Origin of the sequence: Enterococcus sp. C74, assembly GCF_040887125.1 — a bacterium.
Taxonomy (GTDB): domain Bacteria; phylum Bacillota; class Bacilli; order Lactobacillales; family Enterococcaceae; genus Enterococcus_B; species Enterococcus_B hirae.
In genome coordinates, this window is the sequence record NZ_JBFOFA010000001.1 from 418,366 (window position 1) to 439,865 (window position 21,500).

Annotated in this window: 18 protein-coding genes, 1 tRNA gene and 1 other annotated feature; of the genes, 16 read left to right on the top strand and 3 right to left on the bottom strand. The window is 36.3% G+C overall.

The genetic code is table 11. From position 1 onward, the window contains the following. Window positions 1-161: 161 nt before the first annotated feature. Window positions 162-2,351 (bottom strand): anaerobic ribonucleoside-triphosphate reductase, encoded by a 2,190-nt coding sequence (nrdD, locus tag AB3H93_RS02070; protein ID WP_010719825.1) that lies wholly within the window; start codon window positions 2,349-2,351, stop codon window positions 162-164. A gap of 370 nt (window positions 2,352-2,721) precedes the next feature. Between nrdD and AB3H93_RS02075 the strand changes: the two genes are divergently transcribed. The 11 genes from AB3H93_RS02075 (at window position 2,722) to AB3H93_RS02125 (ending at window position 14,228) form a co-directional block, all read left to right on the top strand. Beyond that, the gene (locus AB3H93_RS02075; protein WP_368020051.1) at window positions 2,722-3,489 is read left to right on the top strand and encodes an ABC transporter ATP-binding protein; all 768 of its coding nucleotides are present in this window, start codon (window positions 2,722-2,724) and stop codon (window positions 3,487-3,489) included. After that, window positions 3,479-5,542 (top strand): FtsX-like permease family protein, encoded by a 2,064-nt coding sequence (locus AB3H93_RS02080; RefSeq protein ID WP_368020052.1) that lies wholly within the window; start codon window positions 3,479-3,481, stop codon window positions 5,540-5,542. Before AB3H93_RS02075 ends, AB3H93_RS02080 begins: the two co-directional genes overlap by 11 nt. 290 nt (window positions 5,543-5,832) lie before the next feature. After that, window positions 5,833-5,982: a teichoic acid D-Ala incorporation-associated protein DltX gene (locus AB3H93_RS02085; protein WP_014834217.1), complete on the top strand. Its 150-nt coding sequence runs from the start codon at window positions 5,833-5,835 to the stop codon at window positions 5,980-5,982. Between the two features lie 10 nt (window positions 5,983-5,992). Further along, the gene (dltA, locus tag AB3H93_RS02090) at window positions 5,993-7,510 is read left to right on the top strand and encodes a D-alanine--poly(phosphoribitol) ligase subunit DltA (protein WP_368020053.1); all 1,518 of its coding nucleotides are present in this window, start codon (window positions 5,993-5,995) and stop codon (window positions 7,508-7,510) included. Further along, window positions 7,507-8,712, top strand: coding sequence for a D-alanyl-lipoteichoic acid biosynthesis protein DltB (dltB, locus tag AB3H93_RS02095; RefSeq protein WP_010719821.1), 1,206 nt, complete (start codon window positions 7,507-7,509; stop codon window positions 8,710-8,712). The genes dltA and dltB overlap by 4 nt, the downstream gene beginning before the upstream one ends. A gap of 69 nt (window positions 8,713-8,781) precedes the next feature. After that, complete coding sequence (dltC, locus tag AB3H93_RS02100; protein WP_010719820.1) at window positions 8,782-9,015, top strand: D-alanine--poly(phosphoribitol) ligase subunit DltC; 234 nt, start codon at window positions 8,782-8,784, stop codon at window positions 9,013-9,015. 2 nt (window positions 9,016-9,017) lie between these two features. Further along, window positions 9,018-10,289: a D-alanyl-lipoteichoic acid biosynthesis protein DltD gene (dltD, locus tag AB3H93_RS02105; RefSeq protein WP_368020054.1), complete on the top strand. Its 1,272-nt coding sequence runs from the start codon at window positions 9,018-9,020 to the stop codon at window positions 10,287-10,289. 238 nt (window positions 10,290-10,527) lie between these two features. Further along, entirely contained in the window at window positions 10,528-11,610 is a 1,083-nt protein-coding gene (locus AB3H93_RS02110; protein ID WP_010719818.1) for a M42 family metallopeptidase, read from the top strand. Continuing rightward, a complete protein-coding gene (locus AB3H93_RS02115) occupies window positions 11,610-12,407 on the top strand; it encodes a DUF975 family protein (RefSeq protein WP_010719817.1) in 798 nt (265 codons plus the stop codon). The genes AB3H93_RS02110 and AB3H93_RS02115 overlap by 1 nt, the downstream gene beginning before the upstream one ends. Before the next feature lie 65 nt (window positions 12,408-12,472). Further along, window positions 12,473-13,213 carry an MBL fold metallo-hydrolase gene (locus tag AB3H93_RS02120; protein ID WP_010719816.1) on the top strand — a complete coding sequence of 247 codons (741 nt, stop codon included), beginning with the start codon at window positions 12,473-12,475 and terminating at the stop codon, window positions 13,211-13,213. A gap of 10 nt (window positions 13,214-13,223) precedes the next feature. Beyond that, the gene (locus AB3H93_RS02125; protein WP_010719815.1) at window positions 13,224-14,228 is read left to right on the top strand and encodes a lipoate--protein ligase; all 1,005 of its coding nucleotides are present in this window, start codon (window positions 13,224-13,226) and stop codon (window positions 14,226-14,228) included. Window positions 14,229-14,373: 145 nt separating this feature from the next. Here AB3H93_RS02125 and AB3H93_RS02130 read toward each other — a convergent pair whose 3' ends face one another. Next, on the bottom strand, window positions 14,374-16,224 hold the full coding sequence (locus tag AB3H93_RS02130; protein ID WP_368020055.1) for a GHKL domain-containing protein: 1,851 nt from the start codon (window positions 16,222-16,224) through the stop codon (window positions 14,374-14,376). 217 nt (window positions 16,225-16,441) lie between these two features. Between AB3H93_RS02130 and AB3H93_RS02135 the strand changes: the two genes are divergently transcribed. The 5 genes from AB3H93_RS02135 (at window position 16,442) to AB3H93_RS02155 (ending at window position 20,483) form a co-directional block, all read left to right on the top strand. Continuing rightward, on the top strand, window positions 16,442-16,981 hold the full coding sequence (locus AB3H93_RS02135) for a signal peptidase I (protein WP_010719813.1): 540 nt from the start codon (window positions 16,442-16,444) through the stop codon (window positions 16,979-16,981). Between the two features lie 70 nt (window positions 16,982-17,051). After that, window positions 17,052-17,738 carry an O-methyltransferase gene (locus tag AB3H93_RS02140; protein WP_034698785.1) on the top strand — a complete coding sequence of 229 codons (687 nt, stop codon included), beginning with the start codon at window positions 17,052-17,054 and terminating at the stop codon, window positions 17,736-17,738. Window positions 17,739-17,897: 159 nt separating this feature from the next. Next, window positions 17,898-17,971 (top strand) — tRNA-Arg (locus AB3H93_RS02145). Window positions 17,972-18,371: 400 nt separating this feature from the next. Then, a complete protein-coding gene (locus tag AB3H93_RS02150) occupies window positions 18,372-18,731 on the top strand; it encodes a DUF1304 domain-containing protein (protein WP_368020056.1) in 360 nt (119 codons plus the stop codon). A gap of 132 nt (window positions 18,732-18,863) precedes the next feature. Next, complete coding sequence (locus AB3H93_RS02155; RefSeq protein ID WP_034698791.1) at window positions 18,864-20,483, top strand: SulP family inorganic anion transporter; 1,620 nt, start codon at window positions 18,864-18,866, stop codon at window positions 20,481-20,483. Window positions 20,484-20,628: 145 nt separating this feature from the next. Here AB3H93_RS02155 and AB3H93_RS02160 read toward each other — a convergent pair whose 3' ends face one another. Continuing rightward, a complete protein-coding gene (locus AB3H93_RS02160; protein ID WP_368020057.1) occupies window positions 20,629-21,282 on the bottom strand; it encodes a uracil-DNA glycosylase in 654 nt (217 codons plus the stop codon). A gap of 141 nt (window positions 21,283-21,423) precedes the next feature. Then, window positions 21,424-21,499, top strand: a sequence feature (ribosomal protein L21 leader region). Window position 21,500: the final 1 nt, after the last annotated feature.

The following is a 21,500-nucleotide window of genomic DNA, read 5'->3' on the forward strand; positions in this document are numbered from 1 at the left end:
ATGGACTAGCCTCAAAAAAATGCAAATAAATCGAACGGTCACGGTTCACACACCGTTCGATTTATCGTAGTCACGCTGTGAAAGGGGATTGTTTTCTAAGGAATAACTGATCGCTCTATCTTTTTTCTTAGAGTAAATTAGAACGAAATAGTAGAGAAAGATTACTTCATATGTTTGACACGTGAAGAGATCTCTTTGTGACGACCGTGAACCATTGGACGTGCTTGCGGGTTACCTAAATAGCCACAGGTTCTTTTAACGACGTCACAAGTTTTTGGATCATGATTGCCGCATTCGGGACATTCAAAGCCACGTTCGGTTGGTTTGAAGTCACCTTCAAAGCCACATTTGTAGCAATGATCAATTGGTGTATTCGTTCCTAAATAGCCAACTTTATCGTAAGCATAATCCCAAACGGCTTCTAATGCTTTCGGGTTTTGTTGAAGCATTGGGTACTCACAGTAATGGATAAAACCACCAGAACAATACTTCGGATAATCTTTTTCAAAATCTAGTTTTTCAAACGGAGTTGGGTTTTTACGAACGTCATAATGGAAACTATTCGTGTAATATTCTTTATCAGTGATGTTTTCGACTTCGCCAAATTTTTCTGTATCTAAACGGCAGAAACGATCAGTTAGGCTCTCACTAGGTGTAGAGTAAACGCTGAAATGATATCCATATTCGTCACCCCAAGCATCTGCTTTGGCTTTTAATTCCTTCACGATATCAAGGGTAAAATCTTTTGCTTCGGGATTGTTTTCCCATTCCCCACCATAAAAAGCAGAAGCCACTTCGTAAAGACCGATATAACCTAAAGAAACCGTTGCACGACGATTTTTGAATAATTCATCGACAGCATCTGTTTTTGAGAGACGTTTACCGAATGCACCATACATATATAAGATTGGTGCGTTAGCAGGGATCGCTTCTTTACAACGATCGACACGATAAACTAAAGCATCTTTCATGATGGCTAAGCGCTCAGAGAGGATTTGCCAGAATTTTTCCTGATCGCCTTTCGCTTCGATGGCAATACGAGGTAAGTTTAGTGTGACCACACCAAGATTCATTCGACCAACGTTCACTTCTTGGCCATTTTCATCTTTCCAACCTTGTAAAAATGAACGACAACCCATAGGTACTTTGAAACTACCGGTTAATTCAACGATTTTGTCGTAGTTTAAAATATCAGGATACATCCGCTTAGTTGCACATTCCAAAGCTAATTGTTTAATGTCATAATTAGGATCAGTTGGGTTCAAGTTTATGCCATCTTTTAATGTGAAAATCAATTTAGGGAAGATAGCTGTCCGCTTTTCGCTGCCTAAGCCATTGATCCGATTTTGTAAGATTGCTTTTTGAATTTCTCGCTCAAACCAGTTTTTTCCTAAACCAAAGCCAAGAGAAGTAAATGGTGTTTGACCATTTGAAGTAAAAAGAGTATTGATTTCATATTCTAGACTTTGCATCGCATCAAAAATATCTTTTTTGGTTTTTGATTTCGCATACTCTACTCGACGTTCAGGTGTTTCGATCCATTCTTCTGCATCCGCTAAATGTTTTTGATAATTCAGTTCAGCGAAAGGAGCAAGTAATTCATCTGTTCGGTCAGCAGAACAACCACCATATTGACTGGAAGCTACATTTGCAATAATCTGTGAAATTTGAGCAGTAGCAGTTTGAATTGATTTTGGTGATTCCACTTCAGCATTTCCAATTTTGAATCCGTTGTTCAACATTCCTTTGAAATCGATCAAACAACAGTTTGTCATTGGTGTGTATGGATGATAATCTAAATCATGGTAATGGATGTCGCCTTTTTGATGCGCATTTGCGATATGTGGGGGCAACATTTTCAAACCAATGGATTTTCCAACGATACCAGCGGTTAAATCTCTTTGAGTATTGAAGACATTACTATCTTTATTTGCATTCTCATTGACAACTGTTTGGTCTTTATTGATCAATTTTTTGATCGAAAAATTGATATCTGTCGCTTTGCTTCTGGCAAAATCACGTTTTGTGCGGTAATTGATATATTCTTCTGCTAATTCATATTCGTTTTTTTCTAAAAGAATGTGTTCAACGATATTTTGGATCTCATATATTTTAACGTTGTCGGTAAAGCGTCGTTTGATTTCTTGAACGACTAAATCCACGATCGTTTGAATTTTTTCATAAGTAAGTGGAGACAATGAGCCATGAATTTTCTTTTCAGCTTTGACTAAAGCCTCATTGATTTTTGTTTCATCAAATTCGACACGTCGACCATCTCGTTTAATGATTGTTATGTTTGATACTTCTGAATGAAGGGGATCTGTTACTTTTTCTTCAATTTGTACACTCATTTTATTCAACTCCTGCTAAATTCTTCTTGTCTATCATAAAACAAAATCCACGAAGGAGCAACTAAATACTAGCTATATATAGTATGCAAACAGGTGTATAAACGACAACTATACTATATGTTGTATATATTTCTTTGTGAAAAAAAGTGAAAACGTAAGTTTATAGGATTTTTATTTTGAATATACCACTTTCGTGAATAAAATAGATGAATAAAAATTTTTTTAAAAAAAGGTTATGTCTGTGAAATGATAAAAATCTAAAAAGAAATGCTCAAATGCTGTAAAGATCAGAGAAAAAAACCAAAGAATATGCTAATATGCTGGTAAGTGTGTCAGTGTGGCGAGTAAGCAAAACCCAAGGAGGAAAGCCATGGATAAAATGATCGAGGTAAAACATGTAAGTAAAAGCTATGGAAATAAGCTTTCGCCGGTAAAAGTACTTGATAATATCTCTTTTACAGTAGAAAAAGGAGAATTTGTTGGCATCATGGGTCCGAGTGGTGCTGGAAAGACGACTTTGATGAATATTCTTTCGACGATCAATCTACCACCGATGGGAAGTGTGTTGATCCAAGGAAATGAGATCACTAAAATGAAAAATAATGAATTGAGTGACTTCCGTCGCAAAAAATTAGGATTTATTTTTCAAGAATTTAATTTGATCGATACATTGAATGCGAAGGACAATATCTTACTACCATTAGCGGTGGAACGAATCTCGAAAGAAGAGATGGAAAAAAGTGTGTTGCATGTTGCTCAATTATTAGGGATCGAAGAAATCTTAAAACGTTATCCAGATGAATTATCAGTTGGTCAGAGACAACGGATTGCGGCTGCTAGAGCATTAGTTATTCAACCACAAGTCATTTTTGCTGATGAGCCAACCGGGTCTCTGGACTCGAAATCAGCCACCGAGTTACTAAATTATTTAACAACGATGAACCGAGTAGAAAAATCAACTATCTTATTAGTAACACATGATCCGTATACAGCCAGTTATTGTGATCGGATTTTATTTATCAAAGATGGGGTGATTTTCTCTGAAGTAGTTCGCAGAGGTTCAAGAAACGAATTTTTTGAACGGGTGATTGATATGCAGGCGACCATTGGGGGAGGTGGAAAACTCAATGCTTTATAAGTTGGCTGCGAAAAGTTTTCTGCGACAGTCAAGAGGGTATCTCGTTTACTTTTTTAGTCTAACGTTATCAACGATGATCTACTATTCTTTTAGTACGATTTCTTATGATCAATTATTGAACCGAAGGACACAGCAAGATTCTTTATTCAATGTTTTTTTTGGTATTGGTAGTTGGATTATCTTAATCGTATTACTTTTTTTTGTTATTAGTGCAAATCGTTTTTTCTTTAACCGCAGACAAAGAGAGATTGGGATCTATCAGTTGTTTGGTGTGAAGAAAACCCAAATCTCACTGATCTATGTATTGGAAACAATGGCTATTGGATTATTCGCCTGTACAGCAGGGATTATTTTAGGAATCATTTTCTCAAAATTATTTTCTATGATCTTGATTCGCATGATGAACTTGCAAATCACGAGTCTTTTCTTCATTTCCGTGCCATCGATTTTTGAAACCTTTCTGTTGTTTTTTTTGATTTTATCTGTTGTTTCTTTGTATTCATTATGGAAAATCTGGCGCTATCCGACGATTCGAAATTTTGGCGAATACGATCATTTGGAAAGTAGCAAGTTAAGAGTTCGGACACGCCATCGTTTTTTAGGAACACTGGGTTTGTTGTTGATCTCTAGTGGTTATTTCTTTGCGGTCCACTATCGGGAATTTGCTGCTAAACTTTTTATTTTTACGCAAGATCTTCGCTTTCCTTTCTTATTATTTGTTCTGATCCTGCTGTTTTGTGTGATCGGGACATATCTGTTCTTTTGTTTTTCCCTACGTGTGTTAATCGATTTGGTGAGTCGTTCTCGAATTAAGTATCGAGGGATCAACTTCTTGCTGATCGGCAATACGCAGATCCATCTGCTGAAAAGCTGGCGGATCAATTCGTTGATCACACTGATCATGGCTCTAGCTTTAACGATGATTGGCGCAATGATGAGTGCGACTGTCATCATGTCTCGAAATGTGGAGATGGTCTCACCGGTATCTTATCAAATGGATAAGGCAACAGCCGACAAGCTGCGACCGCTTCTTGCAAGTGAAGGGCAAACGATCACAAAAGAAATGATGATCAATTACAAAGTAATTGGAAGTTACTATAATGATAAGTTAGACGGGATTTCTGAGGAAAAAGTATTTCAATTGGTAAATTTGATTCCAGAAAAAGAATATCATGCCTTTCGACAATTCAATCCTAAAATGCCTAAAATTGATTTAACATCGGATAACAGCACTGTGGTATTAGATAGTATGAAAAACATCTTTAGAAATTTTTCAATGTATGATTCAACATTCTACTTGCCCGATCAAACTTTAGATATTCAAGCAACCTTACCTAATTTTTTAGGAGATGGTTCGTTGAGGTATTTCGGTCTGACACTCGTTGTCAGTGATGATTATTTTGCTAAGGCATCTGGACTAAACTATCAAGTGGTCAATTGGAATGTGCAAGGGGGAGATCAGGAAAAAATCATTGAACGTATTTCCAAAGAGATTCCTACAAGTTATGAGAACATCATTTATTATGATTATGAGATCAAAGGAGAGGCCATAACTGGAACGATTCATAAAAATGAATCGCACCAAGAAAAAGCAGCTTCAGATCAATCTTCTGATGAATATAATAATGAAGATTCACGTCTTAACTTTTCTGCACGTTTCCCATTTAAACGGACAGTTGAACAAGGAATTGGTTTAATGTCGTATGTTTCGATCTTTATTGGAATAATTGTTATTGTCACGACTGGAAGCATGCTGATGGTTCGTCAATTAGCAGAAGCAGAAGAAGAACGAGAGAATTATCAATTATTAACGAAATTAGGGATTTCTCGAAAAAAAGTGAAGCGAGTCATCTTTGGGCAAAATGCGATCATGTTTTTCCCACCAATTATTTTGGGGAGTATGCATACCTTTTTTGCCATTGAAGTATTTACTCAATATGTCGATACAGCAAATTATGGGTTAGCATATCTGATTTGTGGCTCACTTGTCTTGATCTATATCTTGTTTTATTACATCACAAGTGTCTTATATTGCAGGATTATTGAGGAATAAATCAAGCTATATTTAAATGATCAAAAGGTTAGTACTCTGTTTTTTTAATTTGAATGAAGAAAGGCTTAAACGATTGGTTACATAGATCGTTTAAGTCTTTTTAGTTTTTTTTAAAAAAATCTTTATTTATTTGAGGTGATGCTTATATTATAATAACCGTCTTTTTGTAGTTAATCTAAATTGTGACAAAATTGTTAGCAGAAAAGCGATTACTGTTAGGAAAACAAATGTTGTTTTTTAAAAAGAATGGGTAAAATTGTTTTGAGATTCGATTAGGAGGGAAATATAAATTGAAAAATTGGTGGAATAATCCTCAATTTAGGTACTGGGGCACGTTTGTGGTACGAACATTATTGTATAGTGCAATTATTTTTATGTTGATTTATTTGTACCATTATAAAAATGTCCAAGGCGGATCTTTTATCTATAATGAATTTTAGGAGGAAGACGATGGATATTCAAACAATCGTTGAATCAATTGATTTTTTTGGTCAAACGGAACCAGATCGGGTCGTTTATCAGACAGAAACCACAGAGCATACCTATGGGGAGCTAAAAAGAAAGTCCGATGCTTTAGCAGCTTATTTAGACAGAAATCTACAGAAACAGGGACCAATCGTGGTTTTTGGAAATCTAGAGTTTGAAATGATCGTTTCTTTTCTGGGTGCCACCAAAGCTGGTCATGCCTATCTTCCGATTGAAGAACATACGCCGAATGAGCGAATTGAATCAATTCTTCGAGTAGCAAAACCAGCTTTGATCATTAGTGTCGGTGACTGGCAGATGGAAACAGATGGTATCCCAGTGATTTCTCGGGAAGAATTAGCAACCATCACGAAAAAAGAGAGTCAATACGAAGCAACACATCCAGTTAAAGGTGACGAAAATTATTACATTATTTTTACCTCTGGTACTACAGGTGAGCCCAAGGGTGTGCAAATCAGTCATGATAACTTATTGAGCTTTGTTCGTTGGACGATCCAGGAATTTCATCTTGAACAGGGTCTACGTTTCTTAGCACAAGCACCATTTTCGTTTGACTTATCTGTTTTTTCGATTTATCCAGCACTTGTGACAGGAGGAATGTTAAAACCCTTAGAAAAAGCGGTTATTCAAGACTTTAGACAATTATTTTCTACTTTAGCAAAGTTGAAATTAGATGTCTGGGTATCAACTCCTTCATTTATCGATATCTGTTTGATGGAACCCACTTTTGATGCGGAACATGTACCAGATCTAGCCACTTTCTTGTTCTGTGGGGAAGAATTAACCAAAAAAACAGCGCAAGAATTATTAAAACGATTCCCTGAAGCCCGTATTTATAATACGTATGGACCAACGGAAGCCACGGTTGCTATTTCAAGTATCCAAATCACTCAAGGTATTTTAGATCGCTATGAACGTTTACCGATTGGTTATATCAAAGAAGATACCGAGGTTCAGATTGTGAATGATCAAAAAGTGCAACCGGTCAATCAAACAGGCGAAATTATTATCTTGGGTCCTAGTGTCTCCAAGGGGTATCTGAATAATCCAGAAAAAACCAAAGCTGCTTTTTTCAAGAAACAGGATCAACAAAGTTATCATACTGGCGATGCTGGGTTTCTTAATGAGGAAGGTCTTTTGTTCTATGAGGGACGAATGGATCAACAGATAAAACTTCATGGGTATCGTATCGAATTAGGAGATATCGAACACGGGCTTTTGTTAGATGAACGGATTAAACAAGCGATAGTTGTTCCAAAATACCAAGGAACTAAAGTTCAACAACTAGTTGCTTTTATTGTATTAGAAGAAAATTCGCCAGAACCAAGTTTTAAACTCTCTAAATCAATTAAGGAAAAATTGGCACATTCGGTCATGGATTACATGATCCCTCAAAAAATCAATTACATTGATCTTTTACCACAAACGGTGAACGGGAAAATCGATCGGAAAAAATTAATAGCTGAGGTGAATCCTCAATGACCTTTCCACATATGATCCCGTACGCAGAACCTTATTATTTTCTGCTGTTAATCATCGGTTTAGTACCGATCGTGCTATCATTGTTGATTCGAGGGAAAAGATTGCCAATTTATCAAACACTCATCACCCTGCTTTTCTTATTCATCAGTTTTGGTGGTGTCTATTGGCAACAAGGTGTAGCCTTGATTGCATATGTTGTTTGGCAGACATTATTAGTTTGGGCTTACTTCGTTTACCGTCAAAAGAAAAATCAAGGTATTTGGTTTTACTTAGCGGTGATCCTAGCGATTTTCCCATTATTTTTAACAAAAGTCACACCGTTTTTTGCTCATGGGAAAGAATCTTTTCTAGCTTTTCTAGGGATCTCCTATCTAACCTTTAAATCTGTTCAGATGATCATGGAAATTAGGGATGGATTGATCAAGAACTATCAGCCTTTTCGTTATATTCAATTTTTACTCTTTTTTCCAACGATTTCATCTGGACCAATCGATCGCTATAGAAGATTTGAAAAGGATCAATGTCAGCCGCCTGCAACTGAGAAATATCTGACATTATTAGAAAAAGGGATCCAAAATATTTTTCTAGGTTTTTTATACAAATTTATTATTGGCTATTATTTGGGTCAAGTGTTGTTACCAATCGTTTCCAAAGCTGCCTTGCAACATGGTGGTTTTTCTTGGTCATTAGTAGGATATACCTATGTGTATAGTTTATATCTGTTTTTTGACTTTGCAGGCTATAGTTTGTTTGCGGTGGGAACGAGTTACTTGATGGGGTACCAAACACCAATCAACTTTAACAAACCATTCTTGTCTTGGAATATCAAAGAATTTTGGAATCGTTGGCACATGACGTTATCATTTTGGTTTCGAGATTATGTTTATATGCGCTTGATGTTTTTCTTGATGAAGAAAAAATGGTTCAAAAGTAAAATTGTAACCTCGAATATTGGTTATTATGCATTATTCCTATTGATGGGAATCTGGCATGGTCTAACTTGGTATTACATCGTGTATGGGTTGTATCATGCTACTTTGATTTGCTTAACCGACGTTTGGCTACGATTCAAGAAAAAACATAAAAAACAACTACCATCCAATTGGTTTACTCACGCTTTTGCTGTCTTTATGACTTTCCAAGCAGTTTGTTTTAGTTTATTGATATTTTCGGGCTTTTTAGACCAACTTTTGTTTAAGTAAAGCAGATGATTATCTAAGACTTAAAAATGATTTATTTTACATTATGATTATTTAAGGAGAGATTATATTATGGAAGAACAAATTTTAACTATTTTAGAAGACATTACAGGAACAGATGAAATAAGAGAAAATCGAGAGCTTGATTTGTTTGGTGAAGGATTGCTGGATTCACTTGCTTCTGTTCAATTATTAGTCGAATTAGATGGACAATTAGATGTTCAAGTCCCTGTTTCTGAATTTGATCGTGAACAGTGGGGCACACCGAATAAAATCATTGCACAAGTACAAGAATTGAAGGGATGAGAATGAAAAAGAAATTATTTGCTATTTTCGGTCCAATCCTTTTAGCCTTTGGATTGATAGCAGTTTTTTTCACTTCTTCGTATCGTGTGGATCTAACCGACCCAACAGTCATAAAAAAAGCTTCTACATCCATGTCCGAAAATGTGTTAAAAGGAGATACCATCAAAAACGAAGCCTTAGCTGAAAAAAAATATGTTCCTTTTTTTGGTTCAAGTGAACTCAGTCGGATCAGTCCGTTTCACCCATCCGTCTTGGCGGAGAAATACCATCGTGATTATCGTCCCTTCTTATTAGGGGCACCTGGGACACAATCATTAAGTCAGTATATGATGATGCGCTCTGCAGGAGATGATTTGAAAAATAAGAAAATCGTTTTTATCATTTCTCCACAATGGTTTGTCAAAGATGGCGTAAAAAAAGATTATTTTGATACGTATTATTCACAGTTACAAACCCTTGACTGGCTGTTCTCATTGAAAAAAATCACTCCTGCTGATCGTTATTTAGCTAGAAGACTTTTACATTTTTCTATCGTTAAAAAAGATGAAAAATTGACGGAAATGTTACAAATGATCAAAAAAGGTCAACTTCCTTCTGTTGAAAAACGAAATCAATTGCGCTTGAACTGGAATATTTTAAAAAGAGAAGATGAAATGTTCAGCAATATTGGTCTGAAAAGTAAACAAGACAAAATTGATCAGGCAATGAAGCCGTTGCCTGCTAATTATCAAGAAAAAGTTCTGGAAAACCTAGCGGAAAATATTGGGAGAAAAAGTACAAGCGACAATTCTTTTGAGTTAAAAAATGATTTTTATAAAGAGCGCATTCGTCACCACTTAAAAGAGCTGAAAAATTCTCAAAAAAATTGGGATTATCGTTTTTCACCTGAATTTTCAGATTTTCAATTAGTCCTACAGCAATTAGCCCAAGAACAGGCAGAAGCATTATTCATCATTCCACCTGTGAATCAAAAATGGAGTGATTATACTGGGTTATCTCAAGAAATGCTTCAAGGATTTGCAAAGAAAATCAAATTTCAATTGCAGAGTCAAGGCTTTGATCGGATCGCAGATTTTACAAAAATGGCTGATCAACCTTATTTCATGGAAGACACCATTCATTTAGGTTGGAAAGGGTGGCTAGCAACAGATCAACGGATTAGACCGTTTTTAGAAAACCAACAACAACCAAGTCACTATCAATTGGATCCATCATTTTATAGTAAAGACTGGCAAAAACATTCACCAAATGATTTAAAAGAAAACCAACAGTAATGGAGTTTCGAACACGAAGTGCATAAAAGAAACGCTCGTTTACTGCTGTCAGTCCATTTAAGAGAAAATAGCGATTGCTATCGTATGCATTATGCAAAAAAGCCAGGATTATTGAAAGTTATTCGGTAAACTTTCGAGGAATCCTGGCTTTTTTCTAACTGAAAAAATCGTTCTGCTGAAAAGCACACCTAATAAATGGTATAATCTAGCTATCAATACGAGAAATGAGGGAGACGTTTTGGATAAAAAAGAAGAACAGTTATTGATTGATCTGACTTCAGCCAAAGGAGTACCAGGCAATGAAGAAGAAGTGAGACAAGTCTATAAAAAGTATGCAAAAGACTTTGCGGAAGATATTTTTTATGATGGTTTAGGTAGTATTATCGCCAAACATGGTTCTGGTGGTGGACCTAAGATTTTTATTTCCGGTCATATGGATGAAGTGGGATTTATGGTGACTAAGATCACTGATAAAGGTTTTTTGGAATTTCAAACATTAGGTGGTTGGTGGGGACAAGTGATGTTAGCCCAACAAGTGGAAATCAAAACGCAAGCTGGGAAAGTGATCCATGGCGTGATTGGTTCGAAACCGCCACATGTTTTAACCCCACAAGTAAGAAATAAACCGTATGATATCAAGGATATGTTTATTGATATTGGAGCGACAAGCGATAAAGAAGCAAAAGAATGGGGTATTCGCCCTGGCGATATGGTAACCCCATATATTGAGTATAAACGGTTGAATGGCGGTAAATTTTTACTAGCTAAGGCTTGGGACAATCGCATCGGTACAGCTGTTTCATTACGAGTTCTTGAGAATTTAGCAAAAGAAGGACATCCCAATGTTTTATTCGCAGGGAGCGATGTGCAAGAAGAAGTTGGCCTTAGAGGGGCACGCACAAGTACACACTTAGTGAATCCAGATATCGCCTTTGCTTTAGATACAGGAACAGCTGGAGATACACCGGGGATGACGCCAAAAGAAGCGGATTCGATTTTGGGGAAAGGTCCACAAATCTTGATTTTTGATGCTTCAATGATTCCACATAAAAAACTGTTGAATTTTGTGATTGATGTGGCGGAAGAAATGGATATACCATTCCAATACACCGTCATTACTGGTGGTGGGACAGACGCAGGACAGATGCATTTGACAAGAGATGGGGTACCGTCTGTGGCGATTACTGTTCCGGTGCGGTATTTGCATTCACATACTTCAGTGATCCATGAAGATGATTATTTGAATACTGTGAAATTAGTGACGGAATTAGTGAAGCGATTAGACCACAAAACAGTTGAAAAGATTAGGAGTTATGATTAATGGAAACAAAGTTATCACTTTCAGATTATCGCAAAAAAGCTCGAGCTAGCCTTGCGCAACAATGGGGAATCAATGCTTGGCTAGTCTTTCTTTCGATGTTTGTTGCGGGTTTGATCCAAATGTTTTTTGAGGGATTTTTTTTCGTAGATAGCACGCAACAACAAATAGTTAGCTTTTTACTAGAGAATTTCCTTTTATTTGCTTTTTCATATGCCTTATATTACATTGCGCTGGTAGTCGTTCGCGGCGGCAGAGCAAAAAGTAATTTATTGTTTGCCGTCTTTCAAAAAAAATATTTTGGACCTATTTTAGTGATTAATTTGATCAATGTTGTGATCAATTGGATCATTAATGCCCTTGTTTTATTACCAGGTTTTTTGATTGGTGGTGTCAATACTTATACACAATTACTATTTAATTCAAACACAATTTCAACAGATGTGTTATCAGGGAATGCTTTGGACATTAGTTACGTTTTGACCACCCTGCTCATGACCTTTGTTTCTCTTTTGTTGATGAGTATTGTAGGCGGATTGTTTCAATTTGCGGCTTGGACTAAATTTGATTACCCAGAACTTTCAATCATCCAGTGTTTGCAATACGCGTGGTATTTATTAAAAGATCGTTTAGGTACTTATATCCTATTACAACTTTCATTTATCGGGTGGTACCTTGTTGGAGCCCTAGCCTTGTTCTTTGGTTTATTGTGGGTTATCGCCTATGTCAATGTGACCATTGCAGGTTTTTACGAGCAAGCAAGACTTGAAAAAGAACCCCCAGCTACTTATTTTTCATAAAACATGAGAGAGGTTTCACAGAAAAAACAGGATTCTATTACATTGATTCTGAAAGGAGAACGATCATGAAATTAACTGTATTAGGTTGCTTAGGCGCCTATCCATATAAAAATCAAGGAACGACTAGCTATTTATTGCAGTCAGCTGGCTTTAACCTACTGATCGATGCTGGTAGCGCCACCTTGATAAAATTACAAGAGCATCTTGAACCGTTAGAACTTGATGCGGTTATCTTGAGCCATTACCATCATGATCACATCGCTGATCTAGGTGTATTGCAATATTATTGGCAACTACATCCTGAAAAAGAACCAGGAGCTATCTTGCCAATCTATGGTCATACTAAAGATACTTTTCATTTTGATGAGTTAACAATGCCGAACGTGTCAGAAGGACGTGGCTATTTTGAGGCAGAAGAATTGAAAGTAGGTCCTTTTTTAATCACGTTTATGGAAACCATCCATCCAGTGGTGTGCTATGCCATGCGGATCGTCGAAGAAGCGACTGGCAAAGTCTTTGTTTTTACAGGTGATTCCGGCTATTTGGAAAGTTTTGTAGAATTTGCTGAAAATGCAGACTTATTTCTAGCAGATACTTATCTGTTTGCTGGTAATGAACGACACAAAGCGCACTTTACGTCAAAAGAAGCGGGGGAACTTGCGAAAGCAGCAAAAGTCAAAAAGCTAGTATTGACCCATTTACCTCAATTTGGGGATCTTACACAATTACAGAACGAAGCGCAACAAGCTGCGGGTGATACAGTAGAAGTAGCACTAGCAAAAGTCGATAAAGTATTTGATATCTAGGAGGAAGACAATGATTTTTGTACCGAATGACAAGCATGATCCACGTATCAATCTAGCAATTGAACAATTTTTACTCCAAGAAATGCCTGTTGATGAACCGATTTTATTGTTTTATATCAATGAACCATCTATCATTATTGGGCGTAATCAAAACACGATCGAAGAAATCAATCGAGATTACGTTGAACAACAGGGCATCCATGTCGTTCGTCGTTTAAGTGGCGGTGGAGCCGTCTATCACGACTTTGGAAATTTAAACTTTAGTTTTATCATGCCTGATGATGGCGATTCTTTCCGTGATTTTGCTAAAGTTACTAAGCCAATTATTCAAGCTCTTCACGAATTAGGGGTATCTGGAGCGGAATTAAAAGGCCGAAATGATTTAGTGATTGATGGTATGAAATTCTCTGGTAATGCAATGTATGCAACGAATGGTCGAATGTTTGCCCATGGAACTATCATGTTTGATTCTGACATCAATGAAGTGGTCAATGCGTTAAAAGTAAAAAAAGATAAAATCGAGTCCAAAGGGATCAAATCGATTCGTTCTCGTGTGACCAATATCAAACCATTTTTACCTAAAGAAAAACAAGAGATGTTAACAGAAGAATTTCGTGATGAAATTCTATTAAAAATATTCGGAGTAGCAACGCTGGCAGAGGTTAATACGTATCAGCTAACAGACAAAGACTGGATCAAAATCAACGAAATCTCTGATCGCTATTATCGTAATTGGGATTGGAATTATGGGAAATCACCTGATTTTAACTTTTCGAGACAAAAGCGGTATCCGATTGGTTCGATCGAAGTCCATCTGAATGTGTCACATGGTTTGATTGATGATGTGAAAATATTTGGTGACTTCTTTGGGTTAGGAGAGATAAAGGACGTCGAAGAAAAACTGATTGGACAAAGATATGATAAATCAGTTTTAAGTGATGTAGTAAAAACGATTGATATCAAAAAGTATTTTGGTGCAATCGAAGCTGAAGATTTTCTTGCTCTTTTATATTGATCGAATGTTAGTCATTAGTCAAAAACAGGGAACACCAATGATTGGTGTTCCCTGTTTTTTATCTTTTTTTGAGAAAGAGAACGAATATTATTTTGTCCGCTCAAACCTTCATTCAATGAATCAATTTTCCAATCTACCAAAGACATTATATGCTTTTCTTGGGATTTGTTTTAGTCAATTGGATGATTAAACGATCTACCTGACTATCTTTTTCCTGAGTCAACGTTCCTGCATAACGTTCCGCCACATCTTGGATTATTTTTAAATCAAACTGTTCTTGTTCAGCAAAGTTTTCTGTAATTCCTTGTGAAAAGAGATTTGTTTCATAGTTTGCGCTATGTTCACAACGAATCAATAGTTGATTTTCTTTTTCCTGCATCGATAAATAAATTTTTCGATGCATTGGATCTTCAATGGCATGTGTTTCTCTAAAAGAATGTTCTAAGACATGAATCAGTATTTGGGTCAAGTCATCATCATTGACGGTCAATACTTCTGGTAGTTCGGCTTGAAACTTCACTTTGATATTTCGCTTTGATGCAATTTCTTGATAACGAGCTAAAATAAGATTAGTGAGTTGGTGAGAGGAGTAAGAGAAAATAAATTCAAAATTTCGAGCATTAGTTAAGATAGTTTGCACATAATTTTGTACTTCATCGGTTTCTTCTTCCTTGACCAAGTGTTCTAAGTTTTCCATAGTTTGGATAAACTCAGTTCTTAATGTACTGATTTCTTGAATGTGATCACGTAGCTGATCATAATGCTGTTCAAGTAAATCCGATTTTGTTTTCAAGAAATTAACAGTTCGCTGATGCTTATCAAAGCTGATGATGTACTCGATAATATTATAACAAATGATAATAATCAGAATAATCATAAATAGAATAGTAGACCAATTAATATTTGCATTATAAATACCTAATGATGGTTGGATATAAAGCATACAATGGAAAATGGCAATCAGCACAATCCACGGTGTACAAGCAATGAAAAAACGATTATTCCGATAGGCTTCCCCAACACAGACAAGCGAAGTAACTAATGTACTGATTACACTAACCGCATTAACAATGGGCATTAGTTCAGTTAATTCTCCTACTGTCATCAATGAATAAATAAGGACACCTATTTGGATGGAGACTTGTAGAAAACAAAAGAGACCATATATTTTTTGATAATGTTTCATTCGGGATAAATAATACAATACCAGAAATACTGAAGTTAAAATAGTAAATGTATCAGATAAAATCGAATGGACGATTGGTTCAAAAAGGATGCCGCTTAATATATCTTCAGAGATTGATTCAAACCCTAAGACTAACGCAAAACAACTGAGAATGATCAGTGAAATATCTAGTGTCTTTTTTTTGTAAAGCTTAAAAATGGCGTACACCAATATCCCAATTCCTAAAAAGATGGCAATGATCATGGTAACTACTTGAGGAACAGATTGGGAAAAAATAAAGCTGATGATTGGTCCCGTATTTCCAACATAAACTTTTGGTGGAATACCCGAATAGTTTTCATATGGTGAAGTAACTTCGATTTTTAAGTGTTCACCAGCATAATGTGTAGGCAGATCAATAACTGCCAAAGATAAACCAGGATGAAGTTGGTCTTGTTCATTTGTTCGATCATATAAAAGTTGATCATTTAAATAAACTTTTATCCATTGGTTGTTTCCACGAATCACTAAGTTCGAATCATCCATCTCTTCTTTTAATATAGTTTCCATCACAAAAGTTTCATTTCTTTCAACTGTTGGAAGGTAACTAATATAATGACTATCAAAACGAAAATCAGGTTCATTTTTTAAGTAAAATTCCCATGAATTTTTTATTTCTTTGACCTTTCCACTATCAGAAGGAGTAAAAATATAATAAAAGAAATATACTGTTATCATTAAAAATAACGTTGATAATAGAATAGTGAAAAACCATTTTATCTTTAATGAGTTCGCTTTTTTAAAATATTTAATGTTATTAAAAAAGTTCATAATGTGTCCTTTCTAAAAGTAACATTTTTTTTAGGGTAAACGTTTTTTGTTTTCTAGTCAATCATAAACCTGCATAAAGTTAGATAACCAGAGTTATTTTTTAGATTTTTTTTAAAATTCTTTCAATTCGTTGTAGAAGAAATAGAGTTAAAATTGATAAAATTAAATCGTTATTATATGATGGGAAATAAGAAATGAGTAAAGGGAGTGGAAACTAGTGCCATTTTATAAAAAAATAACCTATATTAGTTCAATTACACTGATTGTTATTTTAGCGATCATTTTGAGCATTATTTTACTTCCTAAAATAGCTGGTCTATCAACCCATATTATTGAAGATCGTGGTATGAGTCCTTACTATAGCCAAGGAAGTTTGATCTATGTACGTCCGAAGAAACCAGAAGAATTGTTGGTTGGTGACGTGATTACGTATTATGAAAACTCAGGAGAGCAAATAACCACCCGACGAGTGATCGCAGTGGAAAAAGACCATCAAGACTTTTATACTAAAGCAGATAGTTCCACGCAGACCGAATCTGGTGTAGTGGGGAGAAGATACATCATTGGAACGCCCATTTTTCAGATTCCCTATATTGGCATTCTTTTATCAAAATCAGCATTTACTTGGATGCGCTGGCTATTTTTTACCATCGCCTTTTGTTTGACCGGTATTACAGCTTGGAATATGCTAGATGAATTTGAAAAAAAGAAAAGTTTCAATCGGTTTTTTACTCATAGCCAACGAAAAGGAAAGTGAGTGTAAACTTGTTTGCAACTTGTGGATTTGTCAGGTTCTTCGTATAATAATTTGGAAGAGGAGGCAGATTATGCGTAATGAAATGATGCATCGTCCGGTAGTAAAAGAAGAGTTAGTTGATTTTATGCGGACAAAACAGAAAAAATTGTCTGGAGAGCTTGGTTTGATTGAAGAAGAAGCCCATTTAGCGGAAGTACCGATCATTCCCCATGAAACAGTCGTATTCATGCAGTTTTTATTAGGGCAATTAAAACCAAAGAATGTTTTAGAAATTGGTGCAGCTATTGGTTTTTCTTCTAGTTTGATGGCTCAATTAATCAGTGAAAAAGGTCACGTCACGACGATCGATCGTTTTGATGTTATGATCAAAAAGGCCAAGGCAACTTATGAAAGACTTGGCTTAACCGAAAAAGTTACTTTACTAGAAGGACAAGCGGCTGATATTTTACCAGAACTAACTGGGCCTTATGATTTTATTTTTATGGACAGTGCCAAATCGAAATATATTGAGTTTTTACCAGAATGTTTACGTCTGCTAAAAAAAGGTGGCGTATTGATGGTTGATGATATTTTTCAAGGCGGAACGATTTTATTGCCTGATGAAGAGATTCCTAGAGGCAAACGTGCCATTCATCGTAAATTAAATGAATTTTTACAGGTCGTCATGACCCATCCAGACTTGACTTCCACATTAGTGCCGCTAGGTGATGGTGTGATCTTGATAACTAAAGAAAAAGAGCAAATTCATCTACCTTAAGAGTATTTACCTTGTTACGACAAAAAGCTTGCTTTTTGTCGGACACTAGGTAAAAGAGGAACGCTTTCTATTGAGCAATCTTTTTTATTGATAAAATAACTATTTAATATTGACAGAACCAAAATGATTCTATATAATTATTTTTGTTCCGAAAAAGCTGTCATAGTAGCTCAGCTGGATAGAGCATCCGCCTTCTAAGCGGACGGTCGGGGGTTCGAATCCCTCCTGTGACGTAAAAAAAACCAAAACCGGTAGAAACTTTCGTTTCTACCGGTTTTTCTTTGTTCTTGTGCCAAATTTGTGCCAAATGATTACGTAGCAAGTATTCTTATGATACGCAGTCTAATCAGGTAGGATTTTCTACGTCCTAGGTATGTGTTAAAAAAAGAATATTGGATGCTTTTCTAGGTAAAAGGAGTAGGTAAAATTTTTACTCTACAAATTCATACATTCGTGTATTTTAACTTCGTTTAAGCAGAAATCAGTCCATCCTCTATAGGTGGATGATGTTTGGTATCAGGGGATCCAAGGTTCTTATAATATAATCGCTACAAGTGTTTGTTTTTTTATTTTTGAACGGTTCGGCTATACTTATTCTAAGCCGATAGGCAGAAATGAATAGGGGGAGAAAATATGTCGATTATTTCACAAATTATCATTACATTAGTCGCAATTGAATTTTTTTATATCATGTATTTAGAAACCTTTGCTACAACTTCTAAAGCAACTGGCAGAGTATTTAAAATGAGTCAAAAAGAATTAAGTAATTCGTCGGTACAAACGTTATTTAAAAATCAAGGTGTTTATAATGGATTGTTAGGTATTGCTTTATTGTATGCCACTTATATTTCGTCTGCACCAAAAGAAATAGCAAGTTTGTTATTGGTTTATATTGTATTGGTCGCAGCTTACGGTAGTATCACTAGTGACAAACTAATTATTTTGAAACAAGGTGGTCTGGCAATCATTGGATTACTGACTCTTTTGATTTGAGTTAATCTTATTTTATAAAAATTTTCATGAAAACGCCTATAACTTTGTGAAAAAGCTGACATGAGTTAGAAAAATATGCTATTCTAGTAGTTGCGTGTTTCGTAAAATTTTTATAAAAAAGGAGTCTCTAGGTTGTTCAAAAAGTATATTTTTTTACTAAATGAAGAATTTGACGGATATGATCGTCAAAAATTCCAAAAAGATTTATTAGCTGGTATTACTGTAGCTGCAGTAGCTTTACCTTTAGCGTTGGCGTTTGGCGTGTCCAGTGGTGCAAATGCTGCGGCAGGATTAATTACAGCGGTTATTGCTGGACTTATTATTGGTGGCTTGTCAGGTGGTTTTTATCAAATTTCAGGACCAACAGGCGCAATGGCTGCGATCTTGATGTCGATTGCAGCTACTCAAGGGATGTCTGGGGTGTTACTGGCGACATTTTTAGCAGGACTATTATTGCTAGTGGCAGGCATTTTTAGATTAGGAACATTGACCTCTTTTATTCCAGCTCCAGTGATTACTGGATTTACTTCGGGAATTGCTATTATCATTGCCTTGGGTCAAGTGGATAACTTGTTTGGTGTCCATTCAGAAGGTGCAAATGTGATTGAGAAGTTTCTCAGCTATCAGACCTTTGGCTTTTCGATAAATTTTTCCTCCTTTATTATGGGATTATTAGTGATCATCGGAATGATTATCTACCCCAAAAAATGGGCTCAAACTATACCAAGTTCTTTGATGGCAATTATTCTTGCAACGGTTGCGATGTTCTTGTTTCACTTGCCGATAGCAACCGTGGGAAAAATTCCACAGACGTTGATTAGTAGCGATCGCTTAACGTTTGCAGCCTTTCATCTTGATTCTTTAAAAGAAGTGATGGTGCCAGCGATTAGCATTGCCTTGCTTGGCATGGTGGAAAGTTTGCTCTGTGGTGCTTCTGCGGGACGAATGGCAAACAAACCATTGGACAGCAACCAAGAACTTGTTGCGCAAGGAATCGGAAATCTAGTTTTACCATTTTTTGGAGGCATTCCAGCGACAGCTGCGATTGCCCGAACAAGTGTGGCAATTAAATCAGGGGCACAGACTCGTTTAGCTGGTATCATTCATGCTTTGGTTTTGTTTTTATCTATGATTATTTTTGCACCAATTATGTCAAACATTCCTATGCCAGCTTTGGCAGGAGTGTTGATTGTTACTGCTTGGCGCATGAATGAATGGGAAACGATCAACGTCTTGTTCACTAAGAGATATTGGTCTGGCATCTTATTATTTTTGATTACTATGGGATGTACCGTGATTTTTGACTTAAGTATTGCGATCGTCATCGGCATTATCGGTGGCTGTATTTTCTTTGTGATCAAAAGTGCGGCAATCACGATCTCGGTTGAAACAATCGATTGGGAACGAATGGATTTGCCAGAAACGAAAAAATTAGATAATTGGACAGTTGTCTATATTAGCGGACCACTCTTTTTTATGTCTGCTGAAAAATTAAAAAATACATTAGCCGATTTAAATCAAAAAGAGGGGATCATTTTTTCTATGCGTGGTGTTCCAAGTATTGATTTAACTGCCCGGGCTGTTTTTGATGAGTTTCAAGAAAAAGCTGAAATGCGAGAACAAACGATTATTTACACCTCGCTACAACCAGAAGTAGAAAAACAACTACAGCATTTATGGCAAAAAGCTGGCTTTGAGCAACACCAAACAGTAGCGCATGCACTCTCAGCGCTGCATGAACAATATACGTAATCAGTCATGAGCAGGAGAAATGTTTTTGAGAAGCAGGGCAAACAAAGTGTTTTTTTGTAGTGTTTAATTAAAATAAGCTATAAAAATTCAAAAATCCCGAAACAGCTTTTTTCTGTTTCGGGATTTTTTACTATGGAAGCTGTGGCTATTGATTGCTAGGATCTTTCTCGAGATAGTTTGCTAAGGTAAGCCAGTCTTTGCGGATCACGTCAGCTAATGTTCGATTGTAAAAAATAGCTGCAGGATGGAAAAGCGGGAGGATCTGGTAGCTTTTATCACTCCACTCGTAAGCATCTTTTTGTTGATTCAGTTTTAAAATAGGCCCAGTATAAAGCTGACCATGATTTTTAGAGATCGTATAAGCAGAACCTAATAACCGTTGCAAACCGATATTGCCTAATGTAGCAATCAAATGGGGCTCGACATGTTCGATTTCATAATCTAGGATCGGCGCATGAGCGAATACTTCCGCTTTCGTTGGTGTCCGATTCGGATAAACAGTTTCTGCTTGCTGAGTTCGTTTATTGAGTCGTTGGACTGTCCGATAAGGTCGACTTCTGACTGCACTAGTAATATAAACATCTTCTCTTGTCAAACCAGCTAGAGCAAGAGTTTGCATTAGTTCTTTGCCTGCTTGTCCGCTAAAAGGAATATGATTATCGATTTCTGTTTTGCCAGGAGCTTCACCTACCAGCATGAGTTTTGGGTGGAGTGGGCCTTGACCAGCAACGAAACCTTCTACCGCACGACCTTGCATACGAATCGTTGCTTCTTGAACCAATTCATCAGGATAGTTCATTCGTTTACCTCCTTCGTCTTCACTAACATTATAATTAGCAAAAGTGAAAATTGCGATTGATTGACTTAAGAAAAGTTCTAGAATCTAGAGTTGACGAATGCGCTGGTTTCTGGTAATCTAGTACTGTTGTAATTGTGGACTCCACAGCTACAACCGCACAGAACGAGTTTGTAAGTACAGGTAACTGTCACTCTGGATGGCGAGTCTAAGTCTATTAT

Excerpts from the sequence above, each read along its gene's own strand:
- nrdD (WP_010719825.1), bottom strand. The coding sequence starts at position 2,351 with ATGAGTGTACAAATTGAAGAAAAAGTAACAGATCCCCTTCATTCAGAA.
- AB3H93_RS02075 (WP_368020051.1), top strand. The coding sequence starts at position 2,722 with ATGGATAAAATGATCGAGGTAAAACATGTAAGTAAAAGCTATGGAAAT.
- AB3H93_RS02080 (WP_368020052.1), top strand. The coding sequence starts at position 3,479 with ATGCTTTATAAGTTGGCTGCGAAAAGTTTTCTGCGACAGTCAAGAGGG.
- dltA (WP_368020053.1), top strand. The coding sequence starts at position 5,993 with ATGGATATTCAAACAATCGTTGAATCAATTGATTTTTTTGGTCAAACG.
- dltB (WP_010719821.1), top strand. The coding sequence starts at position 7,507 with ATGACCTTTCCACATATGATCCCGTACGCAGAACCTTATTATTTTCTG.
- dltC (WP_010719820.1), top strand. The coding sequence starts at position 8,782 with ATGGAAGAACAAATTTTAACTATTTTAGAAGACATTACAGGAACAGAT.
- dltD (WP_368020054.1), top strand. The coding sequence starts at position 9,018 with ATGAAAAAGAAATTATTTGCTATTTTCGGTCCAATCCTTTTAGCCTTT.
- AB3H93_RS02115 (WP_010719817.1), top strand. The coding sequence starts at position 11,610 with ATGGAAACAAAGTTATCACTTTCAGATTATCGCAAAAAAGCTCGAGCT.
- AB3H93_RS02120 (WP_010719816.1), top strand. The coding sequence starts at position 12,473 with ATGAAATTAACTGTATTAGGTTGCTTAGGCGCCTATCCATATAAAAAT.
- AB3H93_RS02125 (WP_010719815.1), top strand. The coding sequence starts at position 13,224 with ATGATTTTTGTACCGAATGACAAGCATGATCCACGTATCAATCTAGCA.
- AB3H93_RS02130 (WP_368020055.1), bottom strand. The coding sequence starts at position 16,224 with ATGAACTTTTTTAATAACATTAAATATTTTAAAAAAGCGAACTCATTA.
- AB3H93_RS02140 (WP_034698785.1), top strand. The coding sequence starts at position 17,052 with ATGCGTAATGAAATGATGCATCGTCCGGTAGTAAAAGAAGAGTTAGTT.
- AB3H93_RS02150 (WP_368020056.1), top strand. The coding sequence starts at position 18,372 with ATGTCGATTATTTCACAAATTATCATTACATTAGTCGCAATTGAATTT.
- AB3H93_RS02160 (WP_368020057.1), bottom strand. The coding sequence starts at position 21,282 with ATGAACTATCCTGATGAATTGGTTCAAGAAGCAACGATTCGTATGCAA.